Annotated in this window: 15 protein-coding genes and 3 pseudogenes; 11 read left to right on the forward strand and 7 right to left on the reverse strand. The window is 70.5% G+C overall.

Annotation, left to right across the window (positions count from 1 at the left end; genetic code table 11):
- Window positions 1-29: 29 nt before the first annotated feature.
- Both FZ025_RS22240 and FZ025_RS22245 read right to left on the reverse strand, forming a co-directional pair.
- Window positions 30-296 carry a glutathione binding-like protein gene (locus tag FZ025_RS22240; protein WP_244292475.1) on the reverse strand — a complete coding sequence of 89 codons (267 nt, stop codon included), beginning with the start codon at window positions 294-296 and terminating at the stop codon, window positions 30-32.
- 72 nt (window positions 297-368) lie between these two features.
- Entirely contained in the window at window positions 369-659 is a 291-nt protein-coding gene (locus tag FZ025_RS22245; protein ID WP_244292476.1) for a glutathione S-transferase N-terminal domain-containing protein, read from the reverse strand.
- A gap of 145 nt (window positions 660-804) precedes the next feature.
- On the opposite strand from FZ025_RS22245, the gene FZ025_RS07270 reads away from it, so the two are divergent.
- The 5 genes from FZ025_RS07270 (at window position 805) to accC (ending at window position 4,236) form a co-directional block, all read left to right on the forward strand.
- The gene (locus FZ025_RS07270) at window positions 805-1,128 is read left to right on the forward strand and encodes a winged helix-turn-helix transcriptional regulator (protein ID WP_046978077.1); all 324 of its coding nucleotides are present in this window, start codon (window positions 805-807) and stop codon (window positions 1,126-1,128) included.
- A 260-nt stretch (window positions 1,129-1,388) separates the two neighbouring features.
- On the forward strand, window positions 1,389-1,835 hold the full coding sequence (aroQ, locus tag FZ025_RS07275) for a type II 3-dehydroquinate dehydratase (RefSeq protein ID WP_046978076.1): 447 nt from the start codon (window positions 1,389-1,391) through the stop codon (window positions 1,833-1,835).
- 96 nt (window positions 1,836-1,931) lie between these two features.
- On the forward strand, window positions 1,932-2,420 hold the full coding sequence (accB, locus tag FZ025_RS07280; RefSeq protein WP_046978075.1) for an acetyl-CoA carboxylase biotin carboxyl carrier protein: 489 nt from the start codon (window positions 1,932-1,934) through the stop codon (window positions 2,418-2,420).
- 16 nt (window positions 2,421-2,436) lie between these two features.
- Entirely contained in the window at window positions 2,437-2,814 is a 378-nt protein-coding gene (locus tag FZ025_RS07285) for a four helix bundle protein (RefSeq protein WP_046978074.1), read from the forward strand.
- A 54-nt stretch (window positions 2,815-2,868) separates the two neighbouring features.
- Window positions 2,869-4,236, forward strand: a complete 1,368-nt coding sequence (gene accC, locus FZ025_RS07290; protein ID WP_046978073.1) for an acetyl-CoA carboxylase biotin carboxylase subunit — start codon at window positions 2,869-2,871, stop codon at window positions 4,234-4,236.
- A gap of 400 nt (window positions 4,237-4,636) precedes the next feature.
- On the opposite strand, the gene FZ025_RS07295 is transcribed toward accC, so the two are convergent.
- On the reverse strand, window positions 4,637-4,990 hold the full coding sequence (locus FZ025_RS07295; protein ID WP_046978072.1) for a hypothetical protein: 354 nt from the start codon (window positions 4,988-4,990) through the stop codon (window positions 4,637-4,639).
- Window positions 4,987-5,928 (reverse strand): hypothetical protein, encoded by a 942-nt coding sequence (locus FZ025_RS07300; RefSeq protein ID WP_046978071.1) that lies wholly within the window; start codon window positions 5,926-5,928, stop codon window positions 4,987-4,989. The genes FZ025_RS07295 and FZ025_RS07300 overlap by 4 nt, the downstream gene beginning before the upstream one ends.
- Before the next feature lie 205 nt (window positions 5,929-6,133).
- Between FZ025_RS07300 and prmA the strand changes: the two genes are divergently transcribed.
- The 4 genes and pseudogenes from prmA (at window position 6,134) to fis (ending at window position 8,868) form a co-directional block, all read left to right on the forward strand.
- Complete coding sequence (gene prmA / locus FZ025_RS07305; protein ID WP_046978070.1) at window positions 6,134-7,054, forward strand: 50S ribosomal protein L11 methyltransferase; 921 nt, start codon at window positions 6,134-6,136, stop codon at window positions 7,052-7,054.
- A 223-nt stretch (window positions 7,055-7,277) separates the two neighbouring features.
- Window positions 7,278-7,572, forward strand: a pseudogene (locus tag FZ025_RS22250) (transcriptional regulator); the annotation flags it as partial.
- Window positions 7,573-7,604: 32 nt separating this feature from the next.
- Window positions 7,605-8,480, forward strand: a complete 876-nt coding sequence (locus FZ025_RS07315; protein WP_244292477.1) for a DUF3426 domain-containing protein — start codon at window positions 7,605-7,607, stop codon at window positions 8,478-8,480.
- A 115-nt stretch (window positions 8,481-8,595) separates the two neighbouring features.
- Window positions 8,596-8,868, forward strand: a complete 273-nt coding sequence (fis, locus tag FZ025_RS07320) for a DNA-binding transcriptional regulator Fis (RefSeq protein ID WP_003471008.1) — start codon at window positions 8,596-8,598, stop codon at window positions 8,866-8,868.
- 26 nt (window positions 8,869-8,894) lie between these two features.
- On the opposite strand, the pseudogene FZ025_RS07325 reads toward fis, so the two are convergent.
- Window positions 8,895-9,149: pseudogene (locus tag FZ025_RS07325) on the reverse strand (phosphatidate cytidylyltransferase); the annotation flags it as partial.
- Window positions 9,150-9,192: 43 nt separating this feature from the next.
- Window positions 9,193-9,357 (reverse strand): annotated as a pseudogene (locus FZ025_RS07330) (1-acyl-sn-glycerol-3-phosphate acyltransferase); the annotation flags it as partial.
- A 63-nt stretch (window positions 9,358-9,420) separates the two neighbouring features.
- Between FZ025_RS07330 and purH the strand changes: the two are divergent.
- Together purH and purD are read left to right on the forward strand one after the other, a co-directional pair.
- On the forward strand, window positions 9,421-11,007 hold the full coding sequence (gene purH, locus FZ025_RS07335; protein WP_046980772.1) for a bifunctional phosphoribosylaminoimidazolecarboxamide formyltransferase/IMP cyclohydrolase: 1,587 nt from the start codon (window positions 9,421-9,423) through the stop codon (window positions 11,005-11,007).
- A 67-nt stretch (window positions 11,008-11,074) separates the two neighbouring features.
- Window positions 11,075-12,379, forward strand: a complete 1,305-nt coding sequence (purD, locus tag FZ025_RS07340; protein ID WP_046980771.1) for a phosphoribosylamine--glycine ligase — start codon at window positions 11,075-11,077, stop codon at window positions 12,377-12,379.
- 159 nt (window positions 12,380-12,538) lie between these two features.
- Here purD and FZ025_RS07345 read toward each other — a convergent pair whose 3' ends face one another.
- A complete protein-coding gene (locus tag FZ025_RS07345; protein WP_167523895.1) occupies window positions 12,539-14,962 on the reverse strand; it encodes a hybrid sensor histidine kinase/response regulator in 2,424 nt (807 codons plus the stop codon).
- Between the last annotated feature and the right edge of the window lie 29 nt (window positions 14,963-14,991).

A 14,991-nucleotide genomic window follows, 5' to 3' on the forward strand; every position in this document is an offset into this window, starting at 1 on the left:
CGGCACCGCCGCGCAGGCACGCGGCCGGCTTAGCGAAGGCCTTCTTCGGCCAACGCCTGCTGCACCGAAGGCCGCGCGTGAACACGCTGGTACCAGGCCTGCAGGTGCCGCAAGCCGTCGAAATGGATATCCGCCTTGTAGTACGAGGTCAGCCAGGACGCCTGTCCCCAACCGATCAGCGCGTAGAGAGACGCATCGGCGACGGTGAAATCATCCCCCATCAGGAACCGGCGATCGGCGAGCTGCGCGTCGATCCAGGCGAAGCGCTGCTGCAGCTTCGGCCGCGCGGTGTCCACGTACCGGCCGGCGAGCCGCGCATACAGCAGCGGGATGAAGCCCTTGTGGATCTCCGAGGCCAGGAAGTTCAGTCACTCCTGCAGACGGTAGCGCTCGATGCTGCCATTGCGCGGCACCAGACCGAGTTCCGGCTTCCGGTCGCCCAGATACTGCACGATGGCAGGACCTTCGCGCAGCACGCTGCCGTCGTCGAACGCGAGCACCGGCACGTAGCCCAGTGCATTGACCTGATAGAAGTCTTCTCCGTCCTCGGCCAGATGCGTCCGCTGATCGACCTTCACCAGGGTCGCATCGAGACCGAGCTCGTTCAGCACGATATGCGGAGCCAGCGAGCACGCGGCCGGGATGTAATAGAGCTTCATTAGGATCTCCAGGAAAAAGGCGGTCCGCGGCTCCTCGACGGGCGCGGCTCGCTGCATTCTAGGAGCGTGGTATAAAAAAGTAAGAAGGCACTATAATGTTGTATAGGTACAAAATTTATACCAACAGACTGCCGAGAACTCCGCGATGAAAGACAACGTGTCCGGATGCTCCGTGGAAGAAGCCATGCGCCTGCTGGGCGGAAGATGGCGCCTGCTGCTGGTGTCGTATCTGCTCGAGGGGCCCAAGCGGTTCAACGAACTGCGACGCGCCATCCCGGCGATCTCGCAACGCATGCTGACCCTGGACCTGCGAGCCCTGGAAGAAGCAGGCCTGGTCCGACGCACCGTCTATCCGAGCGTGCCGGTGAAAGTCGAATACGCGCTGACCGACGACGGCCGGCGCCTGCAGCCGGTGGTCGCGGTGATGAAGGAGTTCGGGCTGTGGGTCAAGGCGCGCGCTTCGAACTGAGCAACGCCGGCTCGGGATCGGATCGCATGCGCTTGCGCCCCGGGGATCAGCCCGTCGGACCCATTGCGGGCGCGTTGGCCGACGCAGTCGAACCGCAGACAGGCGCTGCATGGATGATCGTGTACCTTCGCCCCGCTTGCCGCCGGTGCGGTCCTCGCGCAAAAACCAAACGATCGTTTTAAAACACACGCAACTTCGCCGAACTGGACAGTAATCCCGGCTTCGCGCAGACTGCCGCCCTTTCCGCTGCTTTGTCTTCCATGGCGCGACTGCTGCTGCTGCATGGCCCCAACCTCAACCTGCTCGGCACCCGCGAGCCGGGGCTGTATGGGCACACGACGCTGGCGCAGATCGATGCGGCGCTGCTCGCGCAGGCCACGGCCGCCGGGCACCAGCTCGACAGCCTGCAGTCCAACGCCGAGCACGTGCTGGTGGAGCGGGTGCAGGCCGCGCGCGGCGACGGCACCGGCTTCATCCTGATCAACCCGGCCGCCTTCACCCACACCTCGGTGGCGCTGCGCGACGCGCTGGCCGCGGTGGCGATCCCGTTCATCGAGATCCACCTGTCCAACCCGCACAGCCGCGAGCCGTTCCGCCACCACAGCTATTTCAGCGACCACGCGGTCGGGGTGATCTGCGGCTTCGGCGCCGACAGCTACCGCTACGCGATGGACGCGGCGCTGGCGCGGCTGGGAGCGGCCGCATGAACACCCGTCGCGCGTGCCCGGCGGCGCCGCACCACCCTGTCCGAGTTCGCCGGGCCGCGTGCCCGGTCATTTCCCGATTCACCTCAAGAGGCCGTTATGGATCTCCGTAAAATCAAGAAGCTGATCGACCTGCTGGAAGAATCCAATCTCGCCGAAATCGAGATCAAGGAAGGCGAGGAGAGCGTGCGCCTGGCGCGCACGCCCAAGGGCATGATCGCCAGCGCCCCGCAGTACGCTCCGCAGTACGCCGCGCCGGCGCCCGCGCCGCCGGCGGCCGCGCCGATGCCGATGAGCTCGCCCACCGAGGCCTCCACCGGCGGCACCGCCAAGTCCGGCAACGCGCTGCCCGACGGCCACGTGCTGCGCGCGCCGATGGTCGGCACCTTCTACACCTCGCCGTCGCCGGACAAGCCGGCCTTCGTCAGCGTCGGCCAGGCGGTCAAGGCCGGCGAGACCCTGGCGATCATCGAGGCGATGAAGATGTTCAACCCGATCGAAGCCGACGTCTCCGGCACCATCGTCGCGATCCTCAGCGAAAGCGGCCTGCCGGTGGAGTTCGATCAGCCGTTGTTCGTGATTGGCTGATGCGCGGGAACCGGGAATGGAGAATGGGGAATCGTCGAAGCGGCCGCACGAGCGGCTGGATGTCTGGCGCGACTCCATGGATCTGGTGGAAATGATCTACCGCCTTTCCGATACGTTTCCGGCAGCGGAGCGCTTCGGATTGACGGCGCAGCTGCGCCGTGCGGCGGTCAGCGTTCCCGCCAATATCGCCGAAGGCGCGGCACGCCGCTCCACTCCCGAATACCTGCGCTTCCTGTCGATCGCGCGCGGCTCGTTGTCGGAGGCCAGCACGCATCTGCAGATCGCGCGCCGGCTCGACTACAGCGGCGACATCGCGGCACTCGACGGATTGATCGATACGATCTTCGCCAAGTTGACCGCATTGATGAATGCCCTGAGCAAGCGCGGAAATTGACGATGCATGCCGTCCTCCATTCCCGATTCTCCATTCCCCATTCCCGGCCTTCCCATGCTCGATAAAGTCGTCATCGCCAATCGCGGCGAAATCGCGCTGCGCATCCTGCGCGCGTGCCATACGCTCGGCATCCGCACGGTCGCGGTGCATTCCACCGTGGACCGCAACCTCAAGCACGTGGCCATGGCCGACGAGTCAGTGTGCATCGGCCCGGCGTCCTCGGCCGAGAGCTATCTCAACATCCCGGCGCTGATCGCCGCGGCCGAGGTCACCGACGCGCAGGCCATCCATCCCGGCTACGGCTTCCTGTCGGAGAACGCCGACTTCGCCGAACGCGTGGAGCAGTCCGGCTTCATCTTCATCGGCCCCAAGGCCGACACCATCCGCCTGATGGGCGACAAGGTCGAGGCGATCCGCGCGATGAAGGCCGCCGGCGTGCCGTGCGTGCCCGGCTCGGGCGGCCCGCTGGGCGAGGACATCGTCGCCAACACCAAGGTCGCGCGCGAGATCGGCTACCCGGTGATCATCAAGGCCGCCGGCGGCGGCGGCGGCCGCGGCATGCGCGTGGTGCATTCGGAGGCGGCGCTGAAGGCGGCGATCGAGACCACCAAGTCCGAGGCCAAGGCCGCTTTCAGCAACGACCAGGTGTACATGGAGAAGTTCCTGGAGAATCCGCGCCACGTGGAGATCCAGGTGCTGGCCGACGGCCAGGGCAACGCCATCCACCTGGGCGAGCGCGACTGCTCGATGCAGCGCCGCCACCAGAAGGTGGTGGAGGAAGCGCCGGCACCGGGCATCACCGAGCAGCTGCGCAGCGAGATCGGCAAGGTCTGCGTGGATGCCTGCGTGCGCATCGGCTACCGCGGCGCCGGCACCTTCGAATTCCTGTTCGAGGACGGGCGCTTCTACTTCATCGAAATGAACACGCGCATCCAGGTCGAGCACCCGGTCACCGAGCGCATCACCGGCATCGACCTGGTCTGCGAACAGCTGCGCATCGCCGCCGGCCACAAGCTGAGCATCAAGCAGAGCGACATCGTGCTGCGCGGGCATGCGATCGAATGCCGGATCAACGCCGAGGACCCGGAAACCTTCATGCCCAACCCGGGCCTGATCACCGGCTTCCACCCGCCCGGCGGCCCCGGCGTGCGCGTGGACACGCACATCTACAGCGGCTACAAGGTGCCGCCGAACTACGACTCGATGATCGGCAAGCTGATCGTGCACGGCCCCGACCGCGAGACCGCGATCGCGCGCATGCGCGTGGCGCTGAGCGAGATGGTGGTGGACGGGATCAAGACCAACATCCCGCTGCAGCAGCGGATCATGCGCGACAAGGGCTTCCAGGCCGGCGGGCAGAACATCCACTACCTGGAAAAGCGCCTGGCCGAGCGCAAGAACAAGTCGATTGCGTTGGTTTGAGGCTGGGAATGGGGAAACGGGAATCGGGAATCGGTAGAGCCGGTTCCTGATCGATTCCTGACGATGAAAGGCTGCGATCTCGATGGGGATTGCGGGCTGCGGGCGGCACCGATGGTCGGCCCGCCCTTGTAGGAGCGGCTTCAGCCGCGACCGATCGCCTGGCGGCGCGTCTGGCCTGAGAGCCGAGGCTCGGGGTTCGGATTCGGAACGGCCGGCTTCGGAACGATGCCGCTACGGGAGGAACGCGATCCCGATGCGGTTCTCCGGCCTCCGGCCGGGGCTGAAGCCCCTCCTGCAGGTGCAGCGCCCGAAGGCGCCGGCGCGCGCCAACGTCGCGCATGGCAGTGCGGGGCCGGGAACCGGCTGTTGCGATTCCCCATTCCCCACTCCCCATTCCCGGCTACTTCGTCTGCGTCCCCGGCACCGGTTCGGCGCCCAGGCTCGAGGTCGGGCTGACGATCATCACCGTCTCGGTGGAGCCGTCCGGCCACACGATCTGGAAGGTGCTGCCCGGGCTCAGGGTGGAGAACGGCATGCCGCTGCGCGCGCGGTAGATCGCCGCCACCTGCGCGGCGCCGGCGCGGCGCAGGTCCGGGTCGGCATGCGCGGTGGTCAGTTCGACCTTGGACAGGCCGCGGTAGCGCTGCTCGGCCGTGTCGATCATCAGCAAGCCGGCCGCCGCCGCCGAATAGGCGACCAGGGCCAACACCCAGAACCAGAACTTGGCGCCGTGCAGCCATCGCCGGTAATTCATGAGCCCGCTCCTGTCGTATCCACCAGACGGTTGACCATGTCGTTCATCGTGTCCGTGCCTTGCCGCGGGACCGCGGCGTCGTAAACAAAACTGCTGAAATCCTGGGTCGGATCCTGCGCGCAGATGCCGCCGTTGGCGCAATAGCGGGTCATCAGCTCGCTGTCCGGGCCGCAATCCAGCCCCAGCCGGCAGGCCGCCAGCTGCCAGGCCAGTTCGGTGAAGGCGGTGCCGGCGATGCGCTCGTCCAGGCTGTCGTCGCCGCTGGCGGCCAGGCCCATCGCCGGCGCCAGCGCCATGTACGCATCCGGATCGGCGGAGGCGCGCACCCGTCCGATCAGATCGCGCTTGTAGCCGGCCGAGGGCTGCAAGGGCTGCCCCAGCGCCAGCAGCGCCGCCTCCGCGGCCAGGTTGCCGCCGCGCGCGGCCTGCACGCGCTGGGCGACGATGGCCTGGCGGCTCAGGCCGTCGCCGGGCACAAAGCCGGCGCAGCGGCGGCCGACCCGCGCGCGCGCAGCGGCCATGCGCGCCGAGGTGGGCAGCTGCGCCGTGTCGATCGCGCGGGTGTCGGTGGCATAGCCGGCCGGGTCCATCGCGTAGCCGGCGCAGTAGTCGTAGATGCGGCTGAGCAGCCAGGACGCATCGGCATCGCCCTGCGCGGCGGCGGCGGACAGCTGCTGCGCGCTGCGGTACAGGTCGGAACTGCGCTCCAGCGCGGCGCGGCGGTCGGGCGAGGTCGCCTGCATCACCTGCACCGAGGTGCGCTTGCGCTGGTCCTGACTCGGCGCGCCCGCGGCAGCCGGCGCGGCCACGGCGGCGCCCGCGGCCACCGGCAGCGCCGGCGCGGCCGCCAGCAGCGCGGCGCGGTAGGCGACCACGCCCAGCAGCAACGCAGCGGGCGCCAGCAACAGCCAGGTTTTGCGGGACACGGCGAAGGGCATGCGCGTAGGCGATCGGGGCAGCAGGCGACGGCGGCGGCCGCGGCCGCTGGAACCGGCGGCCGCCGCAATGTCGCAGTTTAGCGCAGCCGATGGCAGACAAGGACACACGGTGCCGGCCGCGGTCACGGCGCGCGCGGCCGGCGCCGGTTCGGGCCGCCGCGGCGGTCGTCTAAGATGCGCGGTCCTTCCCCCGCGTGCCCGACCGATGCCGTTCCTCGAACTGACTGTGCGCTGCACCGACGCCACCCAGCCCCGCTACGAGAACGCGCTGGAGGACGTCGGCGCGCTGGCGGTCACCCTGCTCGACGCCGAGGCCGACACCAGCAACGAGCGCGCGATCCTGGAACCGGGCGTCGGCGAGATCCCGCTGTGGGGCACGCTGGTGCTCAGCGCGCTGTTCCCCGCCGAGCAGGACGCCTTGCTGCTGCTGGCCGCACTGGAGGCCTTCGACCCGGGCCTGGACTGGAGCCAGGCCGGGTTCCGCCAGGTCGCCGACCAGGATTGGGAGCGCGCCTGGCTGGACCAGTTCCAGCCGATGCGCTTCGGCGCCCGCACCTTCATCGTGCCGTGGAACCACGCGCTGCCGGAGGACGCGCGCGGCGCCGATGCCGCCGTGGTGCGGCTGGACCCGGGCCTGGCGTTCGGCTCCGGCACCCACCCGACCACCGCGCTGTGCCTGCGCTGGCTCGACGCCCTGGCCGCCGACGGCGCACTGGCGCAGGCACGCGTGCTCGACTTCGGCTGCGGCTCCGGGATCCTGGCCTTGGCCGCGCTGAAGCTGGGCGCGGCAGCGGCGGTGGGCGTGGACAACGATCCGCAGGCGCTGCTGGCCACGCACGACAACGCCGAGCGCAATGCGCTCGGCGCGCGCCTGGCGGTCCATCTGCCGGCCGACGAGCCGGCGGCCACCTACCCGGTGGTGGTCGCCAACATCCTGGCCGCGGCGCTGGACGCGCTGGCGCCGATCCTGGCCGAACGGGTCGCGCCAGGCGGGCGCATCGCCCTGTCCGGCATCCTGCACGGCCAGGAACAGGAACTGCTGCAGCGCTACGCACCGTGGTTCGAGCAACTGCGCAGCGAACAGGACGGCGACTGGATGCGCATCGACGGCGTCCGCCGCCGCTGAGGCCGGCCCGCGCCGGCCGTCTGCCCGGCCGCACGGCCGGCGCTCCCAGATCCGGTAACGGTGCGCGCCGATCCCCGGCGGTGGGCGCGGACGGCGGTGCGCGCGCGGCGACGCGGGTGCGAAACGGGGACGGTAGGCATCCTGCGTGTGCACCGGCGCGTCCTGGTCCATGGCAGCGGGTCGGTCGACTGGAGGTGGCAGATACGGCACGAACGCCGCGGCGTCTGCATGGGCGCAGTGGAAAATGGCCGATGGCACCGCGCTGGCGGTGCAGCACCTGATCGCGCTGGCCCGCCGCAGCGGGCTGACCTTCGAATACCTGGCCACCGGCCGCGGCGAACGCGTGTTCGGCGAACCCTCTGTCCGACGCCGGGGAAGCCGCGCACTACCGGTAGCTGTCCGACCAGCAAGCGCGCCTGCTCGACGGCTTCGAGACCCTGAACCCGCGCCAGCGCGCCGGCCTGCTGGAACTGCTCAGCGCCGGCACCGCGCGGCAGCCGGCTGCCGCGCGTGCTTGAATAGCGTTCTCGTTGCCCCGTCGCCTCCGCGCATGCCCGATCCCGCCCCGCCCCGCCCCAGCCTCGCGACCTTGCTGCGCCAGCCCGACCGGCCGGCGCCGGAAGAACAGGCCGATGCCGCCGCGCCGGGCGCGGCCGCCAGCCCTGCCCAGGCCGGTGGTACTGCCGCTGCAGCCCACGCCGAGGCCGTGCCCACGCCAGCGCAAGCCGCGCCGGTCACGTCCAGTCCGGCCACGGACGCTTCGCTCGCCGCCGTGGCCCCCTCGCCGCTCCCCGCTGCCGAGGCCGGCGCGTCGATGGCGTCCGACGCCGCCGCATCGGCATTGGAATCCGAATCCGAATCGGCACTGGAGCCGGCGCCTGAACCTAGCGCCGCGCCAGCTGCCACCGCCGCCACGCCCAGCTTCATGCAGCGCGCCGCGCCGCGTCGGCAGGTGCTACGCGCCGCGCCGTGGCAGTGGAGCGCGCTGGCCGGGCTGGGCCTGCTGCTGGCCTTGCAGATCCTGGTCGCCGACCGCCAGCGGCTGGGCGCCGACGCGCGCTGGCGGCCATGGGTGGCCGGCGTGTGCCAGGCGCTGCGCTGCAGCCTGCCGCCGTGGCGCGAGCCGGGCGCGTTCACCATGCTCAGCCGCGAAGTACGGCCACTGCCTGGCCGCGCCGGCACGCTGCAGATCCAGGCCACGTTCCGCAACGACGCGCGCTGGGCGCAGGCCTGGCCGCTGCTGCAACTGTCGCTGGCCGACGCCGACGGCCGCACCATCGGCAGCCGCGTGCTGCGCCCGGAGCAATACCTGGACGGCACCCGTCCCGATGCGGCGACGCTGGCGCCTGGGCAGAGCGCGCAGGTGGCGTTCCAGGTGCGCGAACCGGCGGCGGGCACCGCGGCATTCAGTTTCGACTTCCACTGAAACGCTGTGACACCGCGATCCGGCATGGCAGCCAGGCAGGCCACGCGCTAGACTCGTCCCCCCGCGCCGGCCCTCCAGCCTTCCGGCGCCGCCGTCATCCGGGGACCCGCCGAACTTGAACGCTGCCACCACTCGTCCTGACTCCAGTCGCGGCGCGCCGAAGCCGCCGCTGCGCGAACACGTGGCCCAGTCCGTGCGCCGCTACCTGCGCGACCTCGATGGCTGCGATGCCGACGACGTATACGAGATCGTGCTGCGCGAGATGGAGATCCCGCTGTTCGTGGAAGTGCTCAACCACTGCGAAGGCAACCAGAGCCGCGCCGCGGCGATGCTCGGCATCCATCGCGCCACGCTGCGCAAGAAGCTGAAGGAATACGGATTGGCGTGAGGCGGGGACCGGGGTCCGCAGGTCCGCACCAGGCCGCCGAAGAAACCCATCAGGTTGGCCACCAGCGCCAGCGCGAACGCCTGCAGCGGCGAGAACGGGGTGATCCACCACAGCGCCGCGCCCAGCGCGCTGGCCGACAGGAGGCCGTCGACCAAGCCTTCCACGGTCTTGGACGGCGACGGCTTCGGCGCGATCAGGTGCCCGCCGATCAGCGTGCCCCACACGCACTGCCGCACGTCCGAGGACTGCACCACGATCGCCAGGAACGCCAGCGCCACCACCGCGGCCATCACCCACCACGCGCGGATCCGCGCCACCAGGTTCACGCGTGCGCTCCAGGAACGCCTGCCTGTCCTCGCCGGCGCCTGGCCGCAACGGTTCGCCGAAGGTGGTGGTGCACAGCAGCGGCAGCCACTTGCCCCTGGGCATCACCCGCTTCAGGTTGTCGATCCACACCGGCACGAACTCCAGCTCCGGGCGGTGCCGCGCCCGCATGCCGAGGCGGCGCAGCCTACAATATCGGCTCCCCGCTCCGATGTGTGCCCTGCCCCCATGTCCTCCGATTTGCTGCCCGTGCGCCGGGCATTGCTGTCCGTTTCCGACAAGACCGGCCTGATCGACCTGGCCCGCGCGCTGGCCGCGCGCAACGTGGAGCTGCTGTCCACCGGCGGCACCGCCAAGGCGATTCGCGATGCGGGGCTGGCGGTCAAGGACGTGTCCGAGCTGACCGGTTTCCCGGAAATGATGGACGGCCGGATCAAGACCCTGCACCCGCTGGTGCACGGCGGCCTGCTCGGCCGCGCCGGCACCGACGCTGCGGTAATGGCCGAACACGGCATCGCGGCGATCGACCTGCTGGTGCTGAACCTGTATCCGTTCGAGCAGGTCACCGCCGACCTCAGTTGCACGCTGGACACCGCGGTGGAGAACATCGACATCGGCGGCCCGGCGATGCTGCGCTCGGCGGCGAAGAACTTCGCGCGCGTGGCGGTGGCCACCGATCCGGCGCAATACGCCGACCTGCTCGCCGACCTGGAGGCGCACGACGGCCAGCTGTCGGCGGCCAAGCGCTTCGCGCTGTCGGTGGCGGCATTCAACCGCGTCGCCCAGTACGACGCGGCGATCAGCAATTACCTGTCGGCGGTCGCCGACCCTGCGAGCGAGGTGCCGGTGCGTGCCGCGTTCCCGGCGCAGGCCAACGGCAGCTTCGTCAAGGTGATGGACCTGCGCTACGGCGAGAACCCGCACCAGCACGCCGCGTTCTACCGCGACCTGCGTCCGGCGCCGGGTTCGCTGGCCACGTTCCAGCAGGTGCAGGGCAAGGAACTGAGCTACAACAACATCGCCGACAGCGATGCGGCCTGGGAATGCGTGCGCCAGTTCGACGCGCCGGCCTGCGTCATCGTCAAGCACGCCAATCCCTGCGGCGTGGCGGTGGGCGCGGCCTGCGGCGATGCCTACGAACTGGCCTACGCGACTGACCCGACCAGCGCCTTCGGCGGCATCCTCGCCTTCAACCGCACGCTGGACGCGGCCACCGCCAAGGTCATCCTGGACCGCCAGTTCGTCGAGGTGCTGATCGCCCCGGACTACGAGGACGGCGCGCTGGAGTACGCGAAGAAAAAGGCCAACGTGCGCGTGCTGCGCATTCCGCTGGCGCCGCCCTCCAGCGGTTTCATCGACACCAGGCGCATCGGCTCGGGCCTGCTGATGCAGACCGCCGACGACCGTGTGGTGAGCCGCGAGGAACTGAAAGTCGTCACCCGGCTGGCGCCGACCGAGGCGCAGTTCGCCGACCTGCTGTTCGCGTGGAAGGTGGCCAAGTACGTCAAGTCCAACGCCATCGTCTACGCCAAGGACAAGCGCACCATCGGTGTCGGCGCCGGGCAGATGAGCCGGGTCTATTCGGCGCGCATCGCCGGCATCAAGGCCGCCGATGCGGAGCTGGTGGTGCAAGGCTCGGCGATGGCCTCCGACGCGTTCTTCCCGTTCCGCGACGGCATCGACGCCGCGGCGGCGGCCGGCATCACGGCGGTGATCCAGCCGGGCGGCTCGATGCGCGACGGCGAGGTGATCGGCGCCGCCGACGAACACGGCATCGCCATGGTGTTCACCGGCGTGCGCCATTTCCGGCATTGAGGCGAATCCCTCGCAAGAACCCGCACATCCATGTGCGCGGATTCAACAGGAAAGCAAAGGCATTCCCATGAAACTGCTCGTCATCGGCGCCGGCGGCCGCGAACACGCCCTGTCCTGGAAGCTGGCCCAGTCCCCGCGCGTCAGCGAAGTCCTGGTCGCGCCCGGCAATGCCGGCACCGCCCGCGAGGCCAAGTGCCGCAACGTGGCGGTCAAGGTCGACGACCTGGACGGGCTGCTCACGCTGGCGCAGGACGAAGCCGTGGCGCTGACCGTGGTCGGCCCGGAAGTGCCGCTGGTGCTGGGCGTGGTGGATCGCTTCCGTGCCGCCGGCCTGCGCATCTTCGGCCCCACTGCCAAGGCCGCGCAGCTGGAAGGCAGCAAGGCCTTCGCCAAGGAGTTCCTCGCCCGCCACGGCATCCCGACCGGGTTCTACGAAGTGCATACCGAGGTGGACGCGGCGCTGGCCTATGTGCGCCGCATGTCGGTCGAAAGCGCGGGCGCGCCGATCGTGGTCAAGGCCGACGGCCTGGCCGCCGGCAAGGGCGTGATCGTGGCGATGACCCTGGACGAGGCCGAGGCCGCGGTGCGCGACATGCTCTCCGGCAATGCGTTCGGCGATGCCGGCGCGCGCGTGGTGATCGAGGAATTCCTCGACGGCGAGGAAGCCAGCTTCATCTGCATGGTCGATGGCGCCACCGCGCTGCCGATGGCCACCAGCCAGGACCACAAGCGCGTCGGCGACGGCGACACCGGCCCCAACACCGGCGGCATGGGCGCGTATTCGCCGGCACCGGTGGTCACGCCGCAGGTGCATGCGCGAGTGATGCGCGAGGTGGTGGAACCCACCGTGCGCGGCATGCTCGCCGACGGCGTGCCGTTCACCGGTTTTCTTTACGCGGGACTGATGATCGATGCCAGCGGCGCGCCGAAGGTGATCGAGTTCAACGTGCGCTTCGGCGACCCGGAGACCCAGCCGGTGATGCTGCGCCTGCAGTCGGACCTGGTGGAGCTGGTCGAGGCGGCGATCGACGGGCGCCTGCACGCGACCACCGCGCAGTGGGATCCGCGCCCGGCGCTGGGCGTGGTGCTGGCGGCGGCGCCGTATCCGGACGCCCCGGTCACCGGCGAGGCGATCTCCGGCCTGGACCAGGTGCCGGACAGCGCCAAGGTGTTCCATGCCGGCACCGCGCTGGACGGCCAGGGCCGCGTGCTCAGCGCCGGCGGCCGCGTGCTGTGCGTGGCCGCGCTGGGCGACAGCGTGTCCGACGCGCAGCGCAATGCATACGCCGGCGTGGCGCAGATCCAGTGGCCCAGCGCATTCCATCGCCGCGACATCGGCTGGCGCGCGATCGCGCGCGAACGCGGCGAATAGGCTGCGTCTCCCACACTACCGAGGCGCACCGCAGATAGCGCAGCTGCACTCCCAGCCCCGCACCGTCATTGGCACTTTGTGGGAGTCGACTTCAGTCGCGACTGAAGTTGCTCCCACAAGGTATCTCCCGCAGGATTTGGACTGCCGACAGAAAACGGCCTACGACGCGGCGCTTTCTGCGGCGTCGTGCAAGGTGTTGCGGTAGCCCTTCAGGGCCAGCCGCGCACGCGCGAATTCGGCGATGACCAGCGCCACCGCGACCGCGGGGCGCTCCAATTGGTGGGCGCGCACGCCGGCCTCGATACGCGAAGCTGCGGCCGACAGCGCCAGCGCGCCGACATTGGCCGCCGAGGACTTCAGCGTATGCGCCGCCTCGCGCAACGGGTCCAGCTGCGGGATTGCGGCGGCCTGTTCCAGGCGCTGGATCAGCTGCGGCGCATCGCCCAGGAACAGTTCGACGATCTGCGCGGTGGTCGCGCTGCCGGCGAGTTCGCGCAATTCGTCGAGCACCGCGATGTCCAGCACCGGCAGCGGGGTCGGCGGCAGCATCGGCGGGTCGGCGGCGCTGCCGGCGGGCGTTGGCGCGGCGCTGGATGGCAGCGTCGGCGAGGCCGCACTTGCTACCGCATCCGCGTCCGCCGCCAGCGCCGCGGCGGCCGGCGCGGCATGGGCGGCGCGGTGCGGCAGCCAGCGCTGCAGGCATGCCGCCAGCAGCTCGCGGTTGACCGGCTTGGACAGGTAGTCGTCCATGCCGGCCTCCAGGCAGCGCTGGCGGTCGCCGGCCATCGCATTGGCGGTCATCGCCACGATCGGCAGCCGCGGCCGTGCCGCTGCCGCTTCGGACTGGCGCCATTGACGGGTGGCGGCATAGCCGTCCAGTACCGGCATCTGGCAGTCCATCAACACCAGGTCGTAGGGCTGCGCGGCCAGCTGCGCCAGCGCGGCGGCGCCGTCGGCGGCGCTGTCACTGCGGTAGCCGAGCACGTCGAGCAGCTTCTGCGCGACCAGCAGGTTGGCCGGGTTGTCCTCGACCAGCAGCAGGCGGTAGTCGGCGGGCGGCGAGGCCGGGCCGGCCGCGGCGTCCGGGTCCAGCGCGGCGACGTGCGCCGCTGTCGGCGCTGTCTCGGCGGCGTGCGCGGGATCGCGTTCGGGAGTGGAATCGGCGCGCAGGAGCAGTCCTGCAGCGGAAGGTGCGGCGGCCGCGGGCGGCCGCGCGAGCATGCCGCGCAGGTCCAGGTCCGCCGCCTGCCGCGACAGCAGCGCGCCGTGGGCGCGGATCTCGTCGGGGATCTCCACGTCCCCGTACAGCCAGATCAGGCGCACGCCATGCGGCGCCGGCAAGCGCGCGACCGCGCGCTGCAACGCGCGTGCGCTCTGGCGCAGGCCGTCGAGGTCGCCGATCACCAGGTCGTAAGGCGGGAGCGCGGGGTTGCCGGCGCGCAGCCGCTCCAGCGCTTCCTGGGTCGAGTCGACCTTGCTCAGTTGCACGCCCCAGTTCGGCAGCAGGCCTTTCAGGCGCTGGTACAGGCGCAGGTCGGCGCCGACCAGCAGCGCGTGCAGCCGCGGCAGGCCGCCCTGGACCTGCGGCAGGTCGCCGATCACCTTCAGCAGCGGGATCTCGAACCAGAACGTGGCGCCCTGGTCGCTGCCCGATTCCACGCCGATGCGCCCGCCCATCAGGTCGACGATGCGCTTGCAGATCGCCAGGCCCAGGCCGGTGCCGCCGTACAGGCGGGTGGTGGAGGCATCGGCCTGGGTGAAGGAGCGGAACAGCCGTTCCTGCTGCTCGGCGCTGATGCCGATGCCGCTGTCGCGCACCTCCAGGCGCAGCAGGTGCTGCGCCGGGGTCTCGCCGAGACGGCGCACGCGCAGCTCCACACCGCCGCGCGCGGTGAACTTGATCGCGTTGCCGATCAGGTTGCTCAGCACCTGCCGCAACCGCACCGGGTCGCCGCGCACCGGCAGGCGCACCGCCGGATCCAGCTGCAGGGCCACGCGCAGGCCCTTGGCCTCGGCCGAGCGCTGCATCAGCTGCAGCACGCCGTCGAGCAGGTCGCGCAGGTTGAAGCTGGTGATCTCCAGCTCCAGCCGGTTCGCTTCGAGCTTGGAGTAGTCGAGGATATCGTCGACGATGCGCAGCAGTTGCAGCGAGGAGTCGTTGGCGGCGCGCAGCATTTCGCGCTGCTCGGTGCCGAGCTGGCCGCGCGCGATCAGTTCCAGCATCGGAATGATGCCGTTGAGCGGGGTGCGGATCTCGTGGCTCATGGTGGCCAGGAATTCGCCCTTGGCCATCGCCGCGGCCTCGGCCGCCTGCTTGGCCTGCACCAGTTCGCGTTCCAGGCGTTCGCGCAGGTGCACGTCGCGCTGCAGCGCGTCGCGTTCGGCCTCGGCCAGCGCGGCGCGTGCCAGCGCCGCATCCAGTGCGCTGGCCTGCTGCCGCGCGCGCCAGCAGGCGAGCAGCGCCAGCAGCGCGGCGCTGCCGATGCAGGCCGGGGCCAGCAGATGCCAGGGCGGCGGCGGGGCCAGCACCGGCACCGCCAGCAGCGCGCCGGCGACCGCGCTCGCCGCGCTCGACGCGGCCAGCCACGGCAGGGGCCGGCGCCGGCGTGCGG

It is taken from the genome of Xanthomonas hyacinthi (assembly GCF_009769165.1).
GTDB classification, from domain to species: domain Bacteria; phylum Pseudomonadota; class Gammaproteobacteria; order Xanthomonadales; family Xanthomonadaceae; genus Xanthomonas_A; species Xanthomonas_A hyacinthi.

Bases quoted from the DNA above. Each gene is read 5' to 3' on its own strand.
- FZ025_RS22245 (WP_244292476.1), bottom strand. From the start codon at position 659: ATGAAGCTCTATTACATCCCGGCCGCGTGCTCGCTGGCTCCGCATATC.
- FZ025_RS07270 (WP_046978077.1), top strand. From the start codon at position 805: ATGAAAGACAACGTGTCCGGATGCTCCGTGGAAGAAGCCATGCGCCTG.
- aroQ (WP_046978076.1), top strand. From the start codon at position 1,389: ATGGCGCGACTGCTGCTGCTGCATGGCCCCAACCTCAACCTGCTCGGC.
- accB (WP_046978075.1), top strand. From the start codon at position 1,932: ATGGATCTCCGTAAAATCAAGAAGCTGATCGACCTGCTGGAAGAATCC.
- FZ025_RS07285 (WP_046978074.1), top strand. From the start codon at position 2,437: ATGGAGAATGGGGAATCGTCGAAGCGGCCGCACGAGCGGCTGGATGTC.
- accC (WP_046978073.1), top strand. From the start codon at position 2,869: ATGCTCGATAAAGTCGTCATCGCCAATCGCGGCGAAATCGCGCTGCGC.
- FZ025_RS07295 (WP_046978072.1), bottom strand. From the start codon at position 4,990: ATGAATTACCGGCGATGGCTGCACGGCGCCAAGTTCTGGTTCTGGGTG.
- FZ025_RS07300 (WP_046978071.1), bottom strand. From the start codon at position 5,928: ATGCCCTTCGCCGTGTCCCGCAAAACCTGGCTGTTGCTGGCGCCCGCT.
- prmA (WP_046978070.1), top strand. From the start codon at position 6,134: ATGCCGTTCCTCGAACTGACTGTGCGCTGCACCGACGCCACCCAGCCC.
- FZ025_RS07315 (WP_244292477.1), top strand. From the start codon at position 7,605: ATGCCCGATCCCGCCCCGCCCCGCCCCAGCCTCGCGACCTTGCTGCGC.
- purH (WP_046980772.1), top strand. From the start codon at position 9,421: ATGTCCTCCGATTTGCTGCCCGTGCGCCGGGCATTGCTGTCCGTTTCC.
- purD (WP_046980771.1), top strand. From the start codon at position 11,075: ATGAAACTGCTCGTCATCGGCGCCGGCGGCCGCGAACACGCCCTGTCC.